This window comes from Pseudoxanthomonas japonensis, from assembly GCF_010093445.1.
GTDB lineage: Bacteria > Pseudomonadota > Gammaproteobacteria > Xanthomonadales > Xanthomonadaceae > Pseudoxanthomonas_A > Pseudoxanthomonas_A japonensis.
On sequence record NZ_PDWW01000007.1, the window covers coordinates 110878 to 131732 of the forward strand.

Genomic DNA, 20855 nt, shown 5'->3' on the forward strand with positions numbered 1-20855 from the left:
GGCATGCCTCCTTACTGGCCGGTGATCGCGGTGAGCATGGTGCGCACCTTGGATTCGATGAAGCTGAGCGAGGCGCGGTATTCCAGCGCCGCGCGGCCGTAGGCGGCGCGCTCGGTGTCGGCGTCGACGGTGTTGCCGTCCAGGCTGGGTTGCACGCCGTCGCGCTCGAAGATGCGCGGCGAGGCGTTGAGCAGCGTCATGTGCTGCTCGTTCGTGCTCTGCAGCGGTGCGGCCTTGGCGGCGGCCTGTTCCAGTGCGGCCTGGAAGTCCAGGTCCTTCGCCTTGAAGTTGGGCGTGTCGGCGTTGGACAGGTTGCTGGCGATCAGCTGCATCCGCTGCTCACGCAACGGCAGTGCCGCGGCGTGGACACCGAGGTAGTTGGAGATGGGATTGGACATGGCACCGCTCCGGCAGACCGTTGCCGGGGCAGCTGCAAGGCGTGTGCCAGAACGTGCGGTCTGCCTCGTCCCGGGGATGCCGGTTCCTCGTCATCCCAGCGAACGCTGGGATCCATCTTGATGTTGCCCTGCGCCTTGCCGAGGCCAGAAGCAACATGGGTCCCAGCGTGCGCTGGGACGACGCTTCCGGCTCTCCAGGCCCCACGTCAGCCCGACTCAGCCGTAGCGTCGAGCTTGCTCGACTGCTTTGCCGGCAGGCCTCCAACCAGGTTCCAACGGCAGCGGAGCAAGCTCCGCTCTACGCCATCAGGCCGCCATTCTTGCCGACACCACCTGGTTCAGCCGGAACAGCACGTGTTCCGCCAGCTCGTGCGGGCTGTACTTGGCCACGAAGGCGTTGGCGCCGACCCGTTCGACCATGGCGTTGTTGAACACGCCCGACAGCGACGTGTGCAGCAGCACGTACAGGCCGGCAAGCCCCGGATGGCGACGGATTTCCGTCGTCAGCGTGTAGCCGTCCATGGCCGGCATCTCGATGTCGGAGATGACCATGGCGTAGCGCTCGGCCGGATTCTCGCCGGCCGCGTGCACCTGCAAGAGATGGTCCAGTGCCTGCCGGCCGTCCGAGAGCAGGGTGGCGGTGACGCCCAGCTGCTCCAGCACGCTGCGGATCTGCGAGCGCGCGACACGGGAGTCGTCCACCACCAGCACCTGCATCGGCGGGGCATCGGCGGGCAGCGCCATCTCCGGCGCGAGGGTGGCGTCCATGCGCGACTGGCAGATATCGGCCAGCACGCTCTCCACGTCGATCACCTGGATCAGTTCGCCCTGGAAACGCGTTACCGCGGTCAGGAAGCTGTTTTCCGCACCCAGTTCCGGCGGCGGGTGGATGTCCTCGACCGCGATGTTGACGATGCGCTCCACGCCGCTGACCAGGAAGCCCTGGACCGAGCGGTTGAACTCGGTGACGACCAGGTAGTTGGGTGCGTTCTCGGGGTTCGGGTCGCGCTCGGGGTGGCGGATGCTCAGGCCCAGGTCGAGCACCGGCACCGACCGTCCGCGAACGTCGGCCACGCCGACGAATTCGGTGGGCAGGCCGGGCAGCTGGAACAGCGACGGCCGGCGCAGGACTTCCTGCACCTTGAAGACGTTGACGCCAAAAAGCTGACGCCCACCCAGGCGGAACAGCAGCAGGGCGAGGCGGTTGTGGCCGGCCAGGCGGGTGCGCTGGTCGATGCGGTTGAGCAGGTCCTGGGTCATGCACAACTTATCGGCACCCGCGATCTGCGCTTGAGGAGAGGATGATTTCCCCTCTCCCCGCGCGCGGGGAGAGGGTGCCGAAGGCGGGTGAGGGGCGAACGGAGGCAGCGCGCCGGCGGCTCGCGGCGGCGGTCAACATTCGACCCGTAGTCAGCGCGCACCCGCCCGGGCAGGCCTGCGCAAACAGCGGCCCCTCATCCGCCCTCCGGGCACCTTCTCCCCGCACGCGGGGAGAAGGGAATGTCAGCGGATTTCTGGCACACCCTTTGCACCTTCCCCGCCGATGAACCGACGGAGCCCACCCATGCTGCTGCGCCTGACCACCGCCCTGATCGGAGGCCTGACCGCGTGCGCTGTGCTGGCCGCGGATTTCCAGCCGGTCGACAGCATCAAGGCCGCCGCCATCGGCGCCCTGCCGGACGGCAGCGAGGCCGAGGCCACGCTCGATTCCGCCCTGCGCCTGCCCCGATGCAGTGCCGCGCTGGTCGCACGCGTGCAGGGGAGCAACAGTGTCGAAGTCGGTTGCCCCGATGGCTGGCGCCTGTTCGTGCCGGTGCGCGTGCGTCGCAGCCAGACCGTCCTGGTGCTGGCGCGTGGCATCGCGCCCGGCGAGACCATCACCGCCGACGCCTTCGTCGCCGAACGGAGGGATGCCTCCCGCATCGTCGGCGCCGCCGTGGCCGACCCCGCGCAGGCCGTGGGCCGCGTCGCCCGGCGCATGCTGCCGGCCGGCGCGGTGCTGGCCTCGACCGATCTGGTCGCCCAACGCCTCATCCGCCGCGGCGACAACGTGGCGCTGGTGTCCCGTCGTGGTGGCGTGGAAGTGCGCGTGGCCGGCAAGGCGCTGGCCGATGCCGGCGAGAACGAGCGGGTGACCGTCGAGAACCTGTCCTCGCGCCGGGTGGTGCAGGGCATCGTGGGCGCAGCCGGCGACGTCTGGGTGAGCCGATGAAAAAAATTCCCTGTTCGCCCTCAAGATGTTCCGCATGGGGCCGATACCGACGATGGGTGGAAGGACATCGGGCGAAACCCGGCCCTTCCTCGGAATTGTGCGATCCGTCACTAAAGTCCCCCGGGTGGCGGCCGATAACTCCCATGAACCCTGTTACAGGTCACTGACATGAACCAGAAAATCGAAGGCACTCCCCCGGCCGCCGTTCGCAGCACAGGTCCCATCGGAGGCCGCGTCGCCCCGGCGGGCGCCGACCGTTCCGGTCCGGTGCAGGCTAGTGCGGCCGGCGACAGCCTGCGCCTGACCGGCGAAGCCACCAGCCTGCAGGCGATGCAGCGCGAACTGGCGACCGCGCCGGCGATCAACGAAGCCCGCGTGGCGGCCGTGCGCGAAGCACTGCAGTCCGGCACGTACAGGATCAACGCCGAGGCGATCGCCGACGGCATGCTCGGCCTGGAAGACCAGCTGGGCGGCTGAGCACGATGACGCACGCGTTCCTCCAGCGACTGTCCGCGGCCCTGGAAGAGGAGCGTCGCGCCATCGTCGAGCACGACGTGGAAGCGCTCGTGCGCTGCACGCAGGACAAACTGGATGCCCTGCGCGCGCTGGAAAGCGCCGCCGCCGGCTTCGGTTTCCCCGACGACCTGCGCGAAAGCCTGGCCGATCTGGCCGAGAAGAACCACGCCAACGGCATCCTGCTGGCGCGCCGACGCCGTGAAGTGAACTGGGCGCTGCGCCACCTGGGCCGTACCGAAAGCCACGGCGCCTACGACGCGCAGGGTCAGACCTCGACGACCTCCGCACCGCGTCCGCTCGCGGTCGCCTGAGCCCGGTGCCGGATCCGAAAACTGCGACCCCGCACCTTGCCGCTCCCGCGGCCGCGCCGGATACTGGCGCCCCATCGCCGCCACCCGATGCATCCGTGGCCACAGCCCCGCCCCTGAATTCCCCGTCCGCCACGTGCACGGCGGAGGACATCCCCAGCTTCGCCGACCTCAAGGCGCTGGCCGAACTGATGGACGACGGCTACCTGCTGCTCCGTGGCGATGGCCGTCCGCTGCATGCCAACGCAGCGGCGCGCGCGCTGGTCAACGACGAGGACGACGCGCTGCCGGCGCTGTCGGCCCTGTTGCCGGCGGAGGCGATCCGCACCGCACGCGCGACCGGCCGCTGGAACACCGACCTGACCCTGGCCGACGGCGTCGTGCTGCAGGTGCGCGCGTATTTCCACGACAGTCCGGGCGGTGGCCACTGCATGGTGGTCTTCCACGATGTCAGCGAGGCGCATGCGCGCCAGCAGGAACTGCAGCGCCGCCATGCCCAGCTGCGCCAGACGCTGGTGCGCCTGGCCGGTGCGCAGGAACAGCTGGTGCAGTCCGAGAAGATGGCCTCCATCGGCCAGCTCGCCGCCGGCGTCGCGCACGAGATCAACAATCCCATCGGCTACGTGCACTCCAACCTCGGCTCGCTGCAGGAGTACCTGCACAGCCTGTTCTCGCTGATCGAGGTCTACGAGCGCGCGCTGCGCCTGCCGGACCCGAAGGTGATGCTGCCGGAGATCGAAGACTTGCGTGCGCGGTCCGACATCGACTTCATCACCGGCGACCTGCCGCAGCTGATGTCCGAGTCGCGCGAGGGCATCGAGCGCGTCACCGCGATCGTGCGCAACCTGAAGGATTTCTCGTACTCGGGCCGCGACGACAGCTGGAAGTCCGCCGACCTGCACGCCGGCCTCGATTCCACGATCAACATCATCTGGAACGAGCTGAAGTACAAGGTCACGCTGGAGAAGCACTACGGCAAGCTGCCGCTGGTGCAGTGCCGGCCGTCCGAGTTGAACCAGGTGTTCATGAATATCCTGCTCAACGCCAGCCACGCCATCGACGAGCGCGGCACGATCACCGTGAGTACGGGCGTGGAAGGCGACGAGGTCTGGGTCGACATCCAGGACAGCGGCCACGGCATCCCCGACGAGATCCTGCAGCGCATCTTCGACCCGTTCTTCACCACCAAGCCGGTCGGCAGCGGCACCGGCCTGGGCCTGTCGATCTCCTACGGCATCGTGAAGAAGCACAACGGCCGCATCGAAGCACGCAACGTGCCCGGCGCCGGCGCCTGTTTCCGGATTACGCTGCCGATCCGGCAGCCGGCCGCAGACGCGGCGTGAGATTGTTCCCTTCTCCCCGCGTGGCGGGGAGAAGGTGCCCGGAGGGCGGATGAGGGGCGCGCGCGAGCGACACGCTGCACAAGAATCTGCTTTGCGTATGTTGTTCGTAAGCGACATTGATGCGAACCGGCTCCGTTCGCCCCTCACCCGCCTTCGGCACCCTCTCCCCGCTTCGCAGGGAGAGGGGAGGTGTGTCAGGACTCGAAGAACGCCAGCTTCTTCGCCCGCGGCAACCGCTTCAGCTGCGCCTCCGCACGCGATGCCGCGCTGCGGTCCGGATAACCGCGGGTCGCCAGTACGCGTACCGGCGGATTGGCGCGCGTGTACTTCGCGCCGGTGCCGGCGACATGCGCGGCGTAGCGTGCGTCCAGGCGATTGGTGATGCCGGCGTAGAAGGCGCCGTTGCGGCATTCCAGCAGGTACAGGCACCATCCGTCCAGCAGCGGAATGCCGGGCTCAGGCATGCGCGCGATGGTGCGGCTGGTTCTCGTAGGTGGTGAACGCCTGGCGGATGTGTTCGCGCAGGTCGTCGTCGTTCCACGGCTTGGTGAGGAAACGGTAGATCTCGCCGCGGTTGATCGCCTCGGTGACGGTGGCCAGGTCGGTATAGCCGGACAGCACCAGCCGGATGGTGTCCGGGTACAGCAGGCGCACGCGACCGAGGAACTCGGTGCCGCTCATGTCCGACATGCGCTGGTCGGACAGGATGACCTGCACGTCGTTGGTCGCCAGCAGTTCGAACGCGTCGGTGACGTTGCTGGCGGCGAGGATGCGGTAGCCGTCGCGGCGGAACAGGCGCACCAGCGAGCGCAGGATGTTCTCCTCGTCGTCCAGCAGCAGCAGCGTGCGGTCGGGTTTGGTGGCGGCGAATGCGTCGGCACGCAGGTAGCGGCGGCGCAGCACCGCGCCGGCGTCTTCGGCCGACATCGGCTCGCCGAACAGGTGGCCCTGGAACATGTCGCACTGGTTGCGGCGCAGGAAGCCGAGCTGCGTGTCGGTCTCCACGCCGTGCGCGATGACCTTCATGCCCAGCTGGTGGCCCATCGCGATGATGGCGCAGGTGATGGCGACCTCGCGGTTGCCGGACGGCACGCCCTTCACGAAGTTGCGGTCGATCTTGATCTTGTCCACCGAGAAGCGGACCAGCGAATCCAGGTTGGAGTCGCCCATGCCGAAATCGTCCAGCGTCAGCCGCACGCCTTCGCGGTGCAGCTGCGCCAGCGTGCGGTGGACCAGGTTCATGTCCTTGGCCAGCGCGTTCTGGCGGACTTCCAGCACCACCATCTGCGGCGGGATGCCGGCTTCCTGCATCGCTTCCAGCACCTCGGACACGAAGCTGGGGCGCAGCAGCTGTAGCGTCGACACGTTGACCGCGATCTCGAAATCGTCGAAGCCCCAGTCGCGCCAGACGCGCGCCTGCTTGAACGCGTTGCGCAGCACCCAGTCGCCGATCTGTACGATGACGCCGAGCTTCTCGGCCACGTGCATGAAGCGCTCCGGCACCAGCAGGCCGAGCGCGGGCGAGTACCAGCGCAGCAGCGTCTCCATGCCGACCACGCGGCCGTCGTGCGCGTTGATCTGCGGCTGGTAGAACAGGCGCAACTCGTTGTGGTGGATGGCGTTGACGATCTGCCGGGCGATGATGCTGTCGCTGCGCGCGGTGATGGCGGCGCCGCGCCGGTACAGGCGCACCAGGTTCATGCCTTCGTGCTTGGCCTGCTCCATGGCGCTCTCCGCGCACTGCAGCAGGCTGGACGGCGTGTCCGCATGCTCGGGGCACAAGGCCACGCCGAGCGTGCCGGTCAGGAACAGCGTGTACGGCAGTACCGTCATCGGCAGTTCGATCTGCTCGCGCAGCAGGTCGCCGAAGCGCTCCGGCGGAGGCGTCCCCGGCACGCGCGGCACCGCCACGATGAACTCGTCGCTGCCGTGGCGCCAGGCGCGCGCTTCCGGCCCCAGCGCCTGCTGCAGGCGGTCGCTGAGGATCGCCAGCGCCTCGTCGCCGACTTCCACGCCCATGTTCTCGTTGATCGAACGGAAATGGTCGATGTCGATGTAGAGCAGCATCAACGGCGTCCCGTCCGACGTGGCGGCGTCGACCATGCGCTGCAGGTCGGGTTCGCCGGCGCCGAGGCGCGGCAGGCGGGGCAGGTGGGCGTGTTCTGAATTCACGCGGGATCGGCGGACGCGACGGGCAGGGGCCCATAGGGTAGGCGAAGTCGCCACGATGCGCCTGCGACCGCGGTCAGCTCGCCGCCCACGGCGCTCGCCAGCGCTTGCAGCAGGGGCAGCTCGGCGATGTCGCCGGTGTGCATCAGCAGGTCGAGCGTGAACGCGCCGGCCGCATCGGTGTCGCCGGCCAGCATCATCGCCGGTGCGCGATCCGCCGCCACGGCGGCCCGCAGCAGGACCTGCGCGATGCGGAACGCCACCAGCGCGGTCTCCGTGTCGGGTGCGTGCGGCAGCGGGGCGAGGGCCAGCGCCGCACCGGGGAAGAGACGTTCATGCTCGGCCCGCAAGGCGGCGTCCAGTCCGATCGAGTCCAGCTGCGGCGGATGCAGCGTGGCGTGCAGGTCGCGCACGATGGCCACCGCTTCGTCGCTGGCGCGGATGATCTCCAGCAGGTCTTCGGCCCGCAGGTCCGCATCGTCTTCCGATTGCACCAGGTGCGCGCCCATCCGGATCGCCGACAGCGCCTGGCCGACCTGGTTGTGCAGGGCGCGGCCGACGCGGTGGCGGTCGGCTTCCTGCAGGCGGAACAGCTGCAACAGCAACTCGGAGGAAGGCGGCGTCGACATGGGCGGAGCGGCAGCGGGAACAGCGGCAGTATGCCAGCGCGCCAGCACATGACGACGCGGCGGCGTCCCGAATGCAACGGGGCGGCCATCGCTGGCCGCCCCGTTGCGTCGTTACCGGTGGGCCCGGTCGGTCAGAACAGCTCGACCGTACCCGCGCCCATGTTCTGCTGCGCGACGGGCTTGTGCGGCGGACGCTCCCATTCCGTGCGCTGGTCGCGCAGGCGGTTGCCGATCAGGCGCAGCGCGTTGAGCAGTTCGTTGTCGGTGGCGCCGCCCGAGCGGTGCAGCAGTTCCTGCAGGGCCAGGGCTTCCTTGTTGATCGCGGTCAGGCGGTCCAGGTGCGTGGTCGCGCTGCCCAGCGACTGGGTAGCGATGTCCTCGAACTGCAGCGAACGGACGGCTTCGGCGACACTGGCGTCGATGGCGTGGCCGCACATCGAGACCTCGCGCATGCCGTCGCCCAGCGAGGCGTTGATCGCGGCGACCTGGTTCAGCATGCCGGCGGCTTCGCTGCGGGCTTCCCGCGAACGGTCCAGGTCGCGCGAGGCCATGTTGGACACGGTATCGCGCACCTTGGCGATGGACTCCTTCGAGCTGTGCGCCAGCTTGCGGATCTGTTCGTTGAAGGCGGTGGAGCGCTCGGACAGGTTGCGCACCTCATCGGCCACCACGGCGAAGCCACGGCCCGCCTCGCCGGCACGGGCCGCTTCGATGGCGGCGTTCAGTGCCAGCAGGTTGGTCTGGTCGGCGATCGACTTGACGTCCTCGAGCAGCGAGAAGATGCCGTCCAGGTGCTGCGCCATGTCGTCGATGTGGTGCACGGTGGTGCCGCTCTGACCGGCCACCTGTTCCAGCGCCTCGACCAGCTGCTCCATGCGCTGGCTGGCGTTCTGGGCGAAGCGCGCCACGTCCACGCCGGCCCGGTCGCCTTCGCCGTTGCGGTCGATGATGCGGGAGATCGCTGCGCTCTGTTCGCGCGACTTACGGTTCATCGCATCGAAGCTGCCACCCAGGTTGCCGACGGCCTCGCGGATCAGTTCGCGGGCACGGTCGATCTCGCTGCGCGAGCCTTCGATCTCGTTGTTGACGAAGCGGCGCAGTTCGGTCAGCAGCGCGTCCTGTTCGCGCACGACGCTGGCGTGCTCGGGGGAGATCTGGTGCGAATGGGTGACGGTCAGCCAGGCGAAGATCAGCCAAGCCAGGGTCAGCGACGTCAGCAGCGCCCATTGCAGGGCGGTCGGCCAGTCGAAGCCGACCGACACCGGGAACAGCAGGGTGAGGATGAGGGGTGCCGCCAAACGAACCAGGATGCGCGAATACATGGGTGCTCTCTGCTGAAGCTCACTGATGAGTATCGGCCGTGCGGATCGGCTCTTTAGGCGGGAAATCCGGCGGTTTCGGGGTTGCGGGCGATCTGTGACGGAGGTAGCCGCTTCCCGGCCACGCTGTTGTGGGAGCGACGTCAGTCGCGATGCTCTTCGTTCAGGCATCGACAGCCCGTCATCGCGACTTACGTCGCTCCCACACCCATCCCGCAGCGGGGATTCCGCTGCTCAGGCGATCGCCGCCGCCAGGTCCAGCAGGCGCTGGGCGATGCGTTCCAGCGGCAGCGCTTCCTTGGCCGCACCCAGCCGCATGGCGGCGCCGGGCATGCCCCAGACCACGCTGCTCGCTTCGTCCTGCACCAGCGTCGGCGCGCCGGCCTGGCTCATTTCCAGCAGGCCGCGCGCGCCGTCGTCGCCCATGCCGGTGAGGATGGCGCCGACCGCGTTGCCGCCCGCGCTTTGCGCGACCGAGCGGAACAGCACGTCGACCGCCGGCTTGTGACGGTTGACCGCCGGGCCGTCGTCGATGCGGGCACGCCAGCGGGCGCCGTCGCGGATGATGCGCATGTGCTGGCCGCCGGGCGGCAGGTAGGCGTGGCCCGGCAGGATGGCTTCGCCGTCGCTGGCCTCGCGCACCGCCATCGCCGAATGCCGGTCCAGCCGTTCGGCGAAGGCGCGGCTGAAACCGGCGGGGATGTGCTGGGTCAGTACGATCGCCGGCGCGTCGGCCGGCATCTGCTCCAGCACCACGCGCAAGGCTTCGGTACCGCCGGCGGACGCGCCGATGGCGATCAGGCGGTCGGTGGTGCGGAAGCGCAGCGCCGGCGGGGCCGGCAGCGCGGCATCCAGGTTCACGCGCGGTGCGCCGGTGCGGGCCAATGGTCGCACGCGCGCCTTCGCCGCCGTCTTGACCTTGGCGATGATCTCGTCCGAATACGACTGCAACCCGCTGGCGACATCGAGCTTGGGCTTGGAGACGAAGTCCACCGCCCCCAGCGCCAGCGCCTGCAGGGTGGTGTCGGCGCCGCGCTCGGTCAGCGAGGAGATCATCACCACCGGCATCGGCCGCAGGCGCATGACGTTCTCCAGGAACGCCAGGCCGTCCATGCGCGGCATTTCCACGTCCAGCGTCATCACGTCAGGGTTCAGGCGCTTGATCTTGTCGCGTGCCAGCAGCGGATCGGCGGCGGAACCGACGACCTCGATGCCGGGGTCGCGGGAGAGGATTTCGGTCAGGATCTGGCGCACGACCGCCGAGTCGTCGACGATCAGCACACGGCAAGGGGTCGTACTCATCAGAACAGCTCCACGCCCCCGGTGACGGGAGCCCTGGACAGGCGGGCGCGGGCCGCGGATTCGGCGGCCAGCACTTCGGCATCGTGGGCATGCGGCAGGCGCTGCACGACCGCACGGCCGGTGTCGGGGAAATACCAGACCTTGCGCGGATGGATGCCGCGCAGGTCTTCGGCCACCACCGGGATGCGCTCGGCGTCCAGGTAGCGGCGGACGAATTCGGCGTTGCGGGTGCCCACCGGATTGCTGGTGAAACCCTTCAGCACGTTGGCGCCGCCGAACACCTTGGCCTGCAGCCGGCTGCGGGCGGCGCCGCGCTTGAGCAGGTCGTTGATCAGCAGTTCCATCGCGTAGCTGCCGTAGCGCGCGGGCGCGCCGTCGCCGATGTTGCCGTCGGGCAGCAGGAAGTGGTTCATGCCGCCCAGCTTGAGCAGCGGATCGCGGATGCACGCGGCCACGCACGAACCGAGTACGGTGACCAGCGCGGTGTGGTCGTCCACCACCAGGTACTGCGTGGGCAGCAGCTTCGCCGCCTCGGTCTTGAAGCGGATGTCGTGGTAGCGCATCACGCTGCCATCGGCGAAGGCGGCCGCGGCGGCACTCACGCGGAGGCTCCGGCACGCCGGTACAGCGTGCGCCCGCAGGGCTGGATGATGTCGGCCGCGTGCAGGTAGTTCTCGGAGTGCCCGGTGTACAGCATGCCGTCGTCGGCCAGGTGCGGCACCAGGCGGGTCAGGATGCCGCGCTGGGTCGGCTTGTCGAAATAGATCATCACGTTGCGGCAGAACATCGCCACGAACGGACCGGCCACGTCGTAGCGCGGCGCCAGCAGGTTGAGCGGGCGGAACTCGATCAGCTGCCGCAGTGCCGGATGCACGCGGCACTTGCCTTCGTTGGGGCCGCTGCCGCGCTGGAAGTAGCGCCGCTTCAGCGCATCGTCCAGGCCGGCGATGCGCTCGATCGGATAGACGCCGCGCTCGCCGGTGGCCAGCACCTGCGTGTCGACGTCGGTGGCCAGGATGCGCACCGGCGGCGTCAGCGTGCCGTAGGCCTCGCAGGCGGAGATGGCGATCGAGTAGGGTTCCTCGCCGGTCGAGGCGGCGCAGGACCAGATCTTCAGCGGACCGTCGTGGCGGCGCTTGGCCAGTTCTTCCAGCAGGCGTTCGAAGTGGTGCGGTTCGCGGAAGAACGAGGTGAGGTTGGTGGTCAGCGCGTTGGTGAACGCCTGCCATTCGTCGCCGCCTTCGCGTTCCAGCTGATCCAGGTAGTCCTTGAAACTGCGCAGGCCGAGCGCGCGCAGGCGACGCGAGAGCCGGCCGTAGACCATGTCGCGCTTGCCGTCGGCCAGGGCGATGCCGGCGCGCTGGCGGATCAGCTCGGCGACGCGGCGGAAGTCGCGGTCGTCGAACTCGAAGTCGCGCGCGCCGGACGCGGGAACGTCGTCGCGGTCGGGCAGGGCGGGGGTCCGTCGTGTCGTGGTAGCCGGGGCGATGGAGCGGGTACTGACGGACATGGGCGTCTCGAAAGAGCGGGTACTGATGGAGTACTCGACCGATGCACCGTCACCAGGACGGTGCATCGATCATCGGCCGGACGGATGCAAGCCGCGTGCCTCAGAACTCCTGCCAGTCGTCGCCGTCGGCCAGGGCCGGTTCCAGCGCAGCCTTGGCGGGGACGCGTGCAACCGGCTTCGCCGGGGCGGCAGCAGGAGCCGCCTTGGCCGGCTTGGCGGCGGCCGGTGCGGCATGGGCATGCAGCTTGAACACCGACACCGATTCGCTCAGGGCCTGCGCCTGTTCTTCCATCGAACGGGCAGCGGCGGAGGCCTCTTCCACCAGCGCGGCGTTCTGCTGCGTGGTTTCGTCCATCTGGGTGATGGTCTGGTTGACCTGCTCGATGCCGGCGCTCTGCTCCTGCGACGCCGCGGAGATCTCGGCCATGATGTCGGTCACGCGCTGCACCGATGCCACGATCTCGGCCATGGTCGTGCCGGCCTGGTTCACCAGCTTGGAGCCGTCGGCGACCTTGTCGACCGAGGTCTCGATGAGGCCCTTGATCTCCTTGGCCGCGTTGGCCGACCGCTGTGCCAGGGTACGCACTTCGGAGGCGACCACGGCGAAGCCGCGACCCTGTTCGCCGGCACGCGCGGCTTCCACCGCGGCGTTGAGCGCCAGGATGTTGGTCTGGAAGGCGATGCCGTCGATCACCGAGATGATGTCCGCGATCTTCTTCGACGAATGCTCGATGTCGCGCATCGTCGTCACCACCTTGCCGACCACCTCGCCACCCTGCGACGCCACGCCGGCGGCACCGATCGACAGCTGGTTGGCCTGGCGGGCGGACTCGGCGTTCTGGCGCACGGTGGAGGTCAGTTCCTCCATCGAGGCGGCGGTTTCTTCCAGGTTGGCGGCCTGCTGCTCGGTACGGCGCGACAGGTCCGAGTTGCCCGAGGCGATCTCGCCGGCGGCGGTGTTGATGGAGCTGGAAGCGTCCTGGATGCGGCCGACGATGTCGGTCAGCTGCGCCACGGTGGCGTTGGCGTCGTCGCGCATGGTGGCGAACACGCCATGGAAGTCGCCTTCCATCTGGGCGGTCAGGTCGCCGCGCGCGATCGCCTTCAGCAGCTCGGACACCTCGGCCAGGTTCTCGTCGGTCGTCTCCATCAGCTGGTTCAGGCCGTCGATCATGTCGCGGAAGTCGTACTGGTACTTGTCCACGTCGCCGCGCTGGCTGAAGTCGCCGGAGGAGGCGGCCAGGGCCAGGCGCTTGATCTCGCCGTTGATCGCCGACAGGTTGGTCTTGGTGGCGTGCATGGTTTCGGTGAGGTTGGCCTTCTCGCCGGGCAGCTCCGGCATGTCCTGGCTCAGGTCGCCCACCGAGTAGCGCTGCATGATCTTCAGCGCATCGCCGATCGCCTGCAGGTGCGAGGCGACCAGGGCGTTGGTGTCGCGCACCATGCGGCCGTATTCGCCGGGGAACGCGCTGTCGTCCATGCGGTAGCTGATCTGGCCTTCGTCGTGGCGTGCGGCCATCTCGCTCTGCGCGGCGATCACCGACTGCACCTGCGTCTGCATGCGCTGCATGGCGGTGAGCAGCTGGCCGACTTCGTCCTGGCGGCTGGTGTCGATCCTGCCGTCCAGCTTGCCGGCGGACACGTCGTTGGCCACGCGCACGGCTTCGCCGACCGCATTGGCGATGGCGCGGGCGAAGAACCAGGCCAGGGCCAGGCCGCCGACGATGCCGGCCAGCAGCATGACGATCATCAGGGTGCTGGAGGCGGTGTAGGTGCTGTCGGCGCTCGCGCTGGCCGTCTTGGCCTGCTGGTCGACGACATTGATAAGGGCGTTCAGTGCAGCTGTGGCCTTGCGGTGCTGGTCGCGCGTGGCGCCGATGAAGGTGTCCACGGCATCGTCCGGCAGGCCGAGGTCCAGCATCTCCTGCACTTCGTCGTACGACTGCTGCGCCGCCTTCCATTCCTTGATGAAGGTGTCGTAGGCCTTCTTTTCTTCCGCGCTGGCGACCAGCTTGGCGTAGTCCTTGATGGACTGTTCAATCTTCTTCTCGGTCGTCGCGGCGAGGGCCTTGGCTTCGGCCTTGACCGCATCGCTGGCACGCACGTGCTGGCGGTACGAATTGGTCCGGTACTCGCCCAGCATGCTCTGCAGGTCGCCGGCGGCCTTCACGCTGGGCAGCACGTCGACGGTCAGATCGGTCGTGACGCTATTCAACGAATTCAGGCCGACGAAGGCGGCGATGCCCTGGACCAGCATCAGGGCCAGCACGACGCCGAAGGCGAGCATCATCTTCGTCGTCAGTTTGAGGTTCTTGATCCGCTGCATGGGATTCTTTTTCCTTTACCGGGGCGCGCGCCGCGCCGCTCTCAGTGGCAACCAGGACAGGGCAGGGCGTCGCGCCCTGCCCGTGAAGCGGATCAGCGGATCGTGGCCAGCTTCAGGTTGGACGGCGAGTTCACCACGATCTCGGCGCGCGACTGGTCGCGCTCGATGGTGCCGATCACGCAGACGTCCTTGCCTTCCAGTTCTTCCGGGGCCGGCTTGAACTTGGCGCGGGCGTCGCCCGGGATGCGCGCGGTGAAGGTGTGGCGCGGGAAGTTGCCGCCCATGTACAGGAAGGTCGGCGTGCCTTCGGTGTTCTCCGCGAAACGCGCCTTGCCCACCTTGCCGCAGACCGTGCCGGCCTTGCCGGTGAAGCGCGAGGCCATGTCGGCCGGGATGGCGTTGTCGATCTGCGACTGGCTGCTGGCGGGGGCCGCGGGCATCAGCAGGGCGGCGCCGACGACGGCGATGGACAGGGTCAGGACGGATGCGATCTTCATGCCAGTAACTCCGGATGGGCAGGGAAAAGGAGGGAAGGACTCACCGCCTGAGATCGGCCCTGCACCATCAAACTTGAGAAGGCCGTCGCATCGGGCGTTGCGGATGTGCGTGATTGGAACCGGGGTCACACTTCGCATGTCCTGGCCCGTCGCCGGACCGCGGGCCGGGAATCACGCCAGCGCGGCGTCGGCCTGGCTTTCGCGCATGGCGGCGTAGCCCTGCGCCTGCAGCCAGTCTTCCAGCGGACCGGGCGGCAGCGGCGGCGAGAACAGGTAGCCCTGCAGCACGGGGAAGCGCTGCTCGGTGAGGAAGCGGTGCTGGGATTCGGTCTCCACGCCTTCGGCCACCACCTTCATGCCCAGGCTTTCGCCGATGCGCAGCACCGAGGACGTCAGCGTGCGCGCGATGGCGCTCGTGTCGATGTCGCGCACGAAGCTCTGGTCCAGCTTCAGTTCGCTGATCGGCAGGCGATGCAGGTGGCTCAGGCTGGAATAGCCGGTGCCGAAGTCGTCCAGCGACAGGCGCACGCCCAGCACGTAGATGGCCTCGATGTTCTCCAGCACGTCCGGGTCCGGATCGAGCATGACGCTCTCGGTGATCTCCAGCGTCAGGTCGTCGGGGACCAGCCCATGCTCGTCCAGCAGGTCGGAGATCTGCAGCGACAGCTGCGGGTCGCGGAAGTTGATCGCGGACACGTTGACCGACACGCGCGGGATATCGATGCCGCGCCGTCGCCAGTCCGCCATCTGCGCGCAGGCCTGGCGCAGCACCCACAGGCTGAGGTCGGCGATCAGGCCGCATTCCTCGGCCACCGGCACGAAGCGCGATGGCGGGATGACGCCCAGATCGGCGTGGTGCCAGCGGAGCAGCGCTTCGACGCCGTACAGCTGCTGGCCGCCGCAGCCGCCGACCTGCGGCTGGTACTGCAGGTTCAGCTGGTCCAGCCGCAGCGCATCGCGCAGCGCGGCCTCCAGCGAGACGCGCTCCTGCGCCAGCCGGTTCATGTCGACGCTGAAGAAGCGGAAACCACTGCCGCCATCGCGCTTGGCGCGGTACATCGCCATGTCGGCATGGCGCACCAGCAGGTCGATGTCGCGGCCGTCGTCGGGGAACATGGCCACGCCGATGCTGGCGCTGGGATGCAGGGTCATCAGGCCGGCGGTCGTGGGCGCGGCGATCGCGCCCAGCAGGCGTTCGGCGACGCTGCCGGCCTGTTCGGCGCTGCACATCGGCAGCACCGCGACGAATTCGTCGCCGGCCTGGCGGCCGACGATGTTGATGCCGCCGAGCTCCTCGCTGAGGCGCGCGGCGACGTCCCGCAGCAGGCCGTCGCCGGCGGCGTGGCCCTGCGCATCGTTGACGCGCTTGAAGCGGTCCAGGTCGATGAACAGCACGGCGGCGGTGCCGTTGCCCTGCGCGACGTTCGCCAAGGCCTGTTCGGCCTTGGCGCTGAACATGATGCGGTTGGGCAGGCCGGTCAGCGTGTCGTAGAACGCGAGCTGGTGCACGCGCTCGTTGGTCTGTTCGCGCTCCAGCGTCAGCGAGCACAGATGCAGGCAGGTGTCGGCCAGGCGCTCGTGCAGTTCCTCGGGGCCGCGGTTCTCGCGGTAGTAGAACGACAGCGTGCCGAGCACGCGGCCGCTGCTCGACTTGATCGGGTGCGTCCAGCACGCGCGCAGGCCCAGCGGCGTGGTCAGGTGGCGGGTGTTGGCGCACAGCGGATCGCTGGCGATGTCCTTCACCAGCACCGAGCGGCCGCGCCAGGCGGCAACGCCGCTGACACCGGAGCGCGGACCGATCGGCAGGCCATTGATCTTACGCGCCCACGCCTCCGGCAGGCTCGGCGAGGCGAGGGCATGCATCAGGCCCTCGCTGTCGACGGTGATGATGGACACCGTCAGCTCCGGCGCGATGTGTTCCACCTCGCGGCAGATCAGCGTCATCACGTCGGCGACGCTCCACTCGTGCACCAGCGCGTCCAGCACCTTGTTGTGCAGCACCTGGTGCATCTTGGTCTGGGTGATGTCGCTGAGCACGCTGACCAGGCCCAGCAGCGAGCCGTCCTCGTCGTGCACCGGATTGATCGCCGCGGACAGCCAGAGCGGACGGCCGGCCTTGGTGTACAGCAGTACTTCGGTCTGCAGGCCCTCGCCGGCGGCCATCGCGCGGCTGATGCGCTCGTCCAGCGAGCCGTCGGTGTGCGGCCCGGACAGCAGGTCCGACGGTTTGATGCCGCGCAGTTCCTCCAGCCGGTAGCCCAGCATGCGGGTGAAGCCGCTGTTGACGTAGACCACCTCGCGGTCGGCCGAACTGATGAAGATCGCGTTGTCGCTGCTGTCCACGACGATGGACAGCTGGCGCAGCCGCGCCAGTTGCCGCTGCTGGTCGCTCGTGTCGCGGACGAAGGCGGTGTGGAACACGTGATCGCCGATGACGACCTTCGACATCGAGACCGAGCAGGCGGCTTCGCTGCCGTCGGGCCGCAGCAGCGTCGCGTCGCGATGGCTGCCCATCAGGGCCGCCATGGTCGATTCGGTGGTGCCGACGGCCTGTACTTCGCCTAGCAGGCGTGTGAACGGCAGGCCGTGCACGTCCTCGCGCCGGCAGCGCCACAGCGCCTCCGCGGCGGGGTTGAACAGCACGACGCGATGGCGGCTGTCGATGACGAACGCGGCGTCGACGGACTGCTCCAGGACATGCCAGAGGCTGTCCTGTGCCGGTTCGACCGGCGTCTGTGCATCGCGCAGCGGGGTCAGCGCGTTCAGTGTACGACGAAGCATGCGCTGTCCTTGCCGTGCACCCGGGGCTGGCGGTGGGCGTCGTCGTGGGCGGTGGTTGCGACGGTCATCGGGAGCCGGGAAAGGGAGCCTTCTGGTGACATATCGGCCATGGTCCGGGTTACTTGAACGCGGTCACGGGACGGACGCGGAATGCGGCACGTGATCCCTGGTGCGTCAGAACTCCTGCCAGTCGCCGTCGGCGAGGGCCGGCTCGGGCGTGCGCGCGACCGGCTTGCGGGCGACGGCCCTGGCGGCCGGCTTCGGCGTGGCGAAGGAGGCGGTGGCGATGGCCTTGCGCAGGGGGGCGCTGGCCGTGGCGTGCAGCTTGAACACCGAGACCGACTCCGTCAGCGCCTGCGCCTGCTCTTCCATCGAGCGGGCGGCGGCGGTGGCTTCCTCCACCAGTGCGGCGTTCTGCTGGGTCACTTCGTCCATCTGGGTGATGGTCTGGTTGACCTGCTCGATGCCGGCGGACTGTTCCTGCGAGGCGGCGGAGATCTCGGCCATGATGTCGGTCACGCGCTGCACGCTGGCCACGATCTCGGCCATCGTCGCACCGGCCTGGTTCACCAGCGCCGAGCCATCGGAGACCTTCTCCACCGAGGTCTCGATCAGGCCCTTGATCTCCTTGGCGGCGTTGGCCGAGCGCTGGGCGAGGGTGCGCACTTCCGAGGCGACCACGGCGAAGCCGCGACCCTGCTCGCCGGCACGGGCCGCTTCGACGGCGGCGTTCAACGCCAGGATGTTGGTCTGGAAGGCGATGCCGTCGATGACCGAGATGATCTCGGCGATCTTCCTGGACGACTGTTCGATGTCGGTCATCGTGGTGACGACCTTGCCCACGACATCACCGCCCTGCGAGGCGACCGAGGCCGCACCGATCGCCAACTGGTTGGCCTGACGGGCCGACTCGGCGTTCTGGCGCACGGTGGAGGTCAGTTCCTCCATCGAGGCAGCGGTTTCTTCCAGGTTGGCGGCCTGCTGTTCGGTACGGCGCGAGAGATCGTTGTTGCCACTGGCGATCTCGCCGGCGGCGGTGTTGATGGAACCGGAGGCGTCCTGGATGCGGCCGACGATGTCGGTCAGCTGGGCGACAGTGGCGTTTGCGTCGTCGCGCATGGTGGCGAACACGCCATGGAAGTCGCCTTCCATGCGCGCGGTCAGATCGCCATCGGCGATGGCGCGCAACAGGGCCGACAGCTGGGCGAGGTTGCGGTCGCTGGTGGCCATCATGGTGTTCAGGCCCTGCACCATCTGCAGGAAGTCATGGCGGAAGCCGGCTTCGTCGCCGCGAGCCGTGAAGTCGCCGGCCGCCGCGGCCTGCGCCAGGCGCTTGATCTCGCCATTGATGGCCAGCAGGCTCTGCTTCGCGGCGTCCATCGCCTCGTGCAGGAAGGCGCGCGTACCGGGCAGGCGGCGGGCGTCCTCGCTCAGGTCGCCGTTGGCGTAGCGTTCCAGGATGCCGATGGCGTCGCGGAAGGCATCGAGGTGCTCGAACATCATCGTGTTGATGCCGCCGGCCAGTTCGCCGTACACACCGGGGAAGTCCTCCGGCATGCGGTGGCCGATGTCCTCGGCGGCGTGCAGGCGGATCATGTTGCGCGTCTCGTGCGAGAAGCGCTCCAGCATGTGCACCATCTCGTCGGTGGCCTTCAGCATCTGGCCGACCTCGTCGCGGCCATGGTGGCCGGTGCGCACGCTCAGGTCGCCGCGCGAGACGCCCTTGATGGCGGACAGGGCGCGCGCCACCGGTTCCAGCACCGACTGGCCGATGACCCAGCTGATCGCCATGCTCAGCAGCACCAGCAGGCCGCCCGCGGCGGTCATGATGAAGGTGAACTGCAGCGCCTGCGCCTGCGTGTCGTCGAGGTAGACGCCGGTGCCGACCACCCAGCCCCACGGCTGGTACAGCGCTGCGTAGGAGGTCTTCGGTACCGGGTCTTCTTCGCCGGCCTTGGCCCAGCTGTAGTCGACGTGGCCGCCGCCGGCCTTCGCCACGCGCACGAACTCGGGGAAGATCCGCTTGCCGTCGGGGCTTGCCACCTCGCCCAGCGGCTTGCCGATCAGGTCTGGCCGCGACGGATGCATCAGCATCACGGGGGCTTCGTCGGTGACGAAGAAGTAGTCCACGCCGTCGTTGGCCTGCATGGCGGCGAGGGCGGCGAGCGCGCGCGCCTTCGCTTCGGCTTCGTCCAGCGTGCCGGCTTCGGCCTGCCTGGCGTAGCTGCCGATCACGCCCAGCGCCATGTCGGTCTGCGCTTTAAGTCCGGCCTGGCGTGTCGAGTTCAGGTCCAGGTACTGCATGCGCGCGGCGATGACGGCGAGCGCAACCGTGCCGAAGGCGATCAGGGCGGTCTGGATAAGGAAGCGGCGCTTCAGCGGCAGGTTGGAAAGCGTGGTGGCAACGCGGGCGGCAAACGTCATGGCAATCTCGGACGGCGGAATGACAGCAGGGAGGAGGGCGGGACGCGTGGCATCCCTTCAGGGTTATCGGCCGCGACGCGGGAACTTTCAGTGAGTCGACGGGGCATGCGACCAAAAGCGCATGTCCTGCCAGGCGGTTGCCGCAAAAGCGAAGACCGCGGGCCTCGCGGTCCGCGGTCTCCAGGAAACACCCTGCTGCCGGCAGCGTGGCGGAGGATCAGGCGGCCACCTGCTCCGGCAACGGCTGGCCGAGGTCGGCACTGTCGATCAGCGTTTCGATGTCGAGCAGGATCAGCATGCGCTCGTCCACCGTGCCGATGCCCGAGATGAAACGGGTGTCGACGCTGGCGCCGAATTCGGGCGTGGGACGGATCTGCTCGGCGTTCAACGCCAGCACGTCCGACACGCTGTCCACCACGATGCCGACCACGCGGTCTTCCACGTTCAGCACGATCATCACGGTGAAGGCGTCGTAGCGCGCTTCCTTCAGCCGCAGCTTCAGGCGCAGGTCGATCACCGGCACGATGGTGCCGCGCAGGTTGATGACGCCCTTGATGTAGTCCGGCGCATCCGGCAGGCGGGTCACCGAATCGTAGCCGCGGATTTCCTGGACCTTCAGGATGTCCACGCCGTAGTGCTCGTCTCCCAGGGTGAAGCTGAGGAACTCGTCCGCGCTCGCCGCGGCCTGGGTCTTCTTGTCGCTCATTCGTCGGGCTCCTGTGGCAGCCGGTAAGGGGTCGGGGTTCCCGGGGCGGAACCGGTCAAGGCCTAGATCGGCCCCGGGCGGGGTTTCTTTAGCGGACTCAGCTGGCGTGCGGTTCGGAGACCAGGCGCGGTGCACCGCCGGCGGCGATGCGGGTGACACGCTCCTGCACCAGCCGCGCCACGCTGCCCTGGCCATCCAGGCGGAAGGTCGACACGGCGTCGGCCAGCGCCTGCGCCTGCTCTTCCATCGAGCGCGCAGCGGCGGTGGCTTCCTCCACCAGCGCGGCGTTCTGCTGGGTCACTTCGTCCATCTGGGTGATGGTCTGGTTGACCTGCTCGATGCCGGCGGACTGTTCCTGCGAGGCGGCGGAGATCTCGGCCATGATGTCGGTCACGCGCTGCACGCTGGCCACGAT

General features: G+C 68.5%; 18 protein-coding genes and 1 pseudogene. 4 read left to right on the forward strand and 15 right to left on the reverse strand.

All coding sequences use genetic code 11. The annotated features are described in order from the left end of the window. Positions 1-11 precede the first annotated feature (11 nt). Entirely contained in the window at positions 12-398 is a 387-nt protein-coding gene (gene flgB, locus CSC78_RS07605) for a flagellar basal body rod protein FlgB (protein WP_162337308.1), read from the reverse strand. 306 nt (positions 399-704) lie between these two features. Beyond that, a complete protein-coding gene (locus CSC78_RS07610; protein WP_162337309.1) occupies positions 705-1658 on the reverse strand; it encodes a chemotaxis protein in 954 nt (317 codons plus the stop codon). Positions 1659-1968: 310 nt separating this feature from the next. Here CSC78_RS07610 and flgA point away from each other — a divergent pair, with 310 nt between their 5' ends. The 4 genes from flgA (at position 1969) to CSC78_RS07630 (ending at position 4777) form a co-directional block, all read left to right on the forward strand. Beyond that, complete coding sequence (flgA, locus tag CSC78_RS07615; RefSeq protein ID WP_379608879.1) at positions 1969-2610, forward strand: flagellar basal body P-ring formation chaperone FlgA; 642 nt, start codon at positions 1969-1971, stop codon at positions 2608-2610. 168 nt (positions 2611-2778) lie between these two features. Next, positions 2779-3087 (forward strand): flagellar biosynthesis anti-sigma factor FlgM, encoded by a 309-nt coding sequence (flgM, locus tag CSC78_RS07620; protein ID WP_162337311.1) that lies wholly within the window; start codon positions 2779-2781, stop codon positions 3085-3087. Between the two features lie 5 nt (positions 3088-3092). Next, on the forward strand, positions 3093-3437 hold the full coding sequence (locus tag CSC78_RS07625; RefSeq protein ID WP_162337312.1) for a flagellar protein FlgN: 345 nt from the start codon (positions 3093-3095) through the stop codon (positions 3435-3437). Between the two features lie 188 nt (positions 3438-3625). Next, entirely contained in the window at positions 3626-4777 is a 1152-nt protein-coding gene (locus CSC78_RS07630; protein WP_162337325.1) for an ATP-binding protein, read from the forward strand. 194 nt (positions 4778-4971) lie between these two features. Here the strand turns inward: CSC78_RS07630 and CSC78_RS07635 are convergent, their stop codons facing one another. The 13 genes and pseudogenes from CSC78_RS07635 to CSC78_RS07695 all read right to left on the reverse strand — a co-directional run. Next, positions 4972-5241, reverse strand: a complete 270-nt coding sequence (locus CSC78_RS07635; protein ID WP_162337313.1) for a GIY-YIG nuclease family protein — start codon at positions 5239-5241, stop codon at positions 4972-4974. Further along, a complete protein-coding gene (locus CSC78_RS07640) occupies positions 5234-6949 on the reverse strand; it encodes an EAL domain-containing protein (protein WP_425504884.1) in 1716 nt (571 codons plus the stop codon). The genes CSC78_RS07635 and CSC78_RS07640 overlap by 8 nt, the downstream gene beginning before the upstream one ends. Then, positions 6946-7575 (reverse strand): histidine kinase, encoded by a 630-nt coding sequence (locus CSC78_RS07645; RefSeq protein WP_162337314.1) that lies wholly within the window; start codon positions 7573-7575, stop codon positions 6946-6948. Before CSC78_RS07645 ends, CSC78_RS07640 begins: the two co-directional genes overlap by 4 nt. A gap of 131 nt (positions 7576-7706) precedes the next feature. Continuing rightward, a complete protein-coding gene (locus tag CSC78_RS07650; RefSeq protein ID WP_162337315.1) occupies positions 7707-8897 on the reverse strand; it encodes a methyl-accepting chemotaxis protein in 1191 nt (396 codons plus the stop codon). Between the two features lie 231 nt (positions 8898-9128). Then, on the reverse strand, positions 9129-10196 hold the full coding sequence (locus tag CSC78_RS07655; RefSeq protein WP_379608873.1) for a protein-glutamate methylesterase/protein-glutamine glutaminase: 1068 nt from the start codon (positions 10194-10196) through the stop codon (positions 9129-9131). Beyond that, complete coding sequence (gene cheD, locus CSC78_RS07660; RefSeq protein WP_162337328.1) at positions 10196-10759, reverse strand: chemoreceptor glutamine deamidase CheD; 564 nt, start codon at positions 10757-10759, stop codon at positions 10196-10198. Before cheD ends, CSC78_RS07655 begins: the two co-directional genes overlap by 1 nt. 35 nt (positions 10760-10794) lie before the next feature. Further along, positions 10795-11706, reverse strand: a complete 912-nt coding sequence (locus tag CSC78_RS07665; protein WP_162337316.1) for a CheR family methyltransferase — start codon at positions 11704-11706, stop codon at positions 10795-10797. 100 nt (positions 11707-11806) lie between these two features. Further along, entirely contained in the window at positions 11807-14032 is a 2226-nt protein-coding gene (locus tag CSC78_RS07670; protein ID WP_162337317.1) for a methyl-accepting chemotaxis protein, read from the reverse strand. Positions 14033-14124: 92 nt separating this feature from the next. Further along, complete coding sequence (locus CSC78_RS07675; RefSeq protein ID WP_162337318.1) at positions 14125-14529, reverse strand: hypothetical protein; 405 nt, start codon at positions 14527-14529, stop codon at positions 14125-14127. A 171-nt stretch (positions 14530-14700) separates the two neighbouring features. Then, positions 14701-17310, reverse strand: coding sequence for an EAL domain-containing protein (locus tag CSC78_RS07680; protein WP_162337319.1), 2610 nt, complete (start codon positions 17308-17310; stop codon positions 14701-14703). A 174-nt stretch (positions 17311-17484) separates the two neighbouring features. Further along, complete coding sequence (locus CSC78_RS07685) at positions 17485-19734, reverse strand: methyl-accepting chemotaxis protein (RefSeq protein WP_162337320.1); 2250 nt, start codon at positions 19732-19734, stop codon at positions 17485-17487. Positions 19735-19951: 217 nt separating this feature from the next. Next, positions 19952-20440: a chemotaxis protein CheW gene (locus tag CSC78_RS07690; RefSeq protein ID WP_162337321.1), complete on the reverse strand. Its 489-nt coding sequence runs from the start codon at positions 20438-20440 to the stop codon at positions 19952-19954. Positions 20441-20537: 97 nt separating this feature from the next. Further along, a pseudogene (locus tag CSC78_RS07695) lies at positions 20538-20855 on the reverse strand (methyl-accepting chemotaxis protein); the annotation flags it as partial.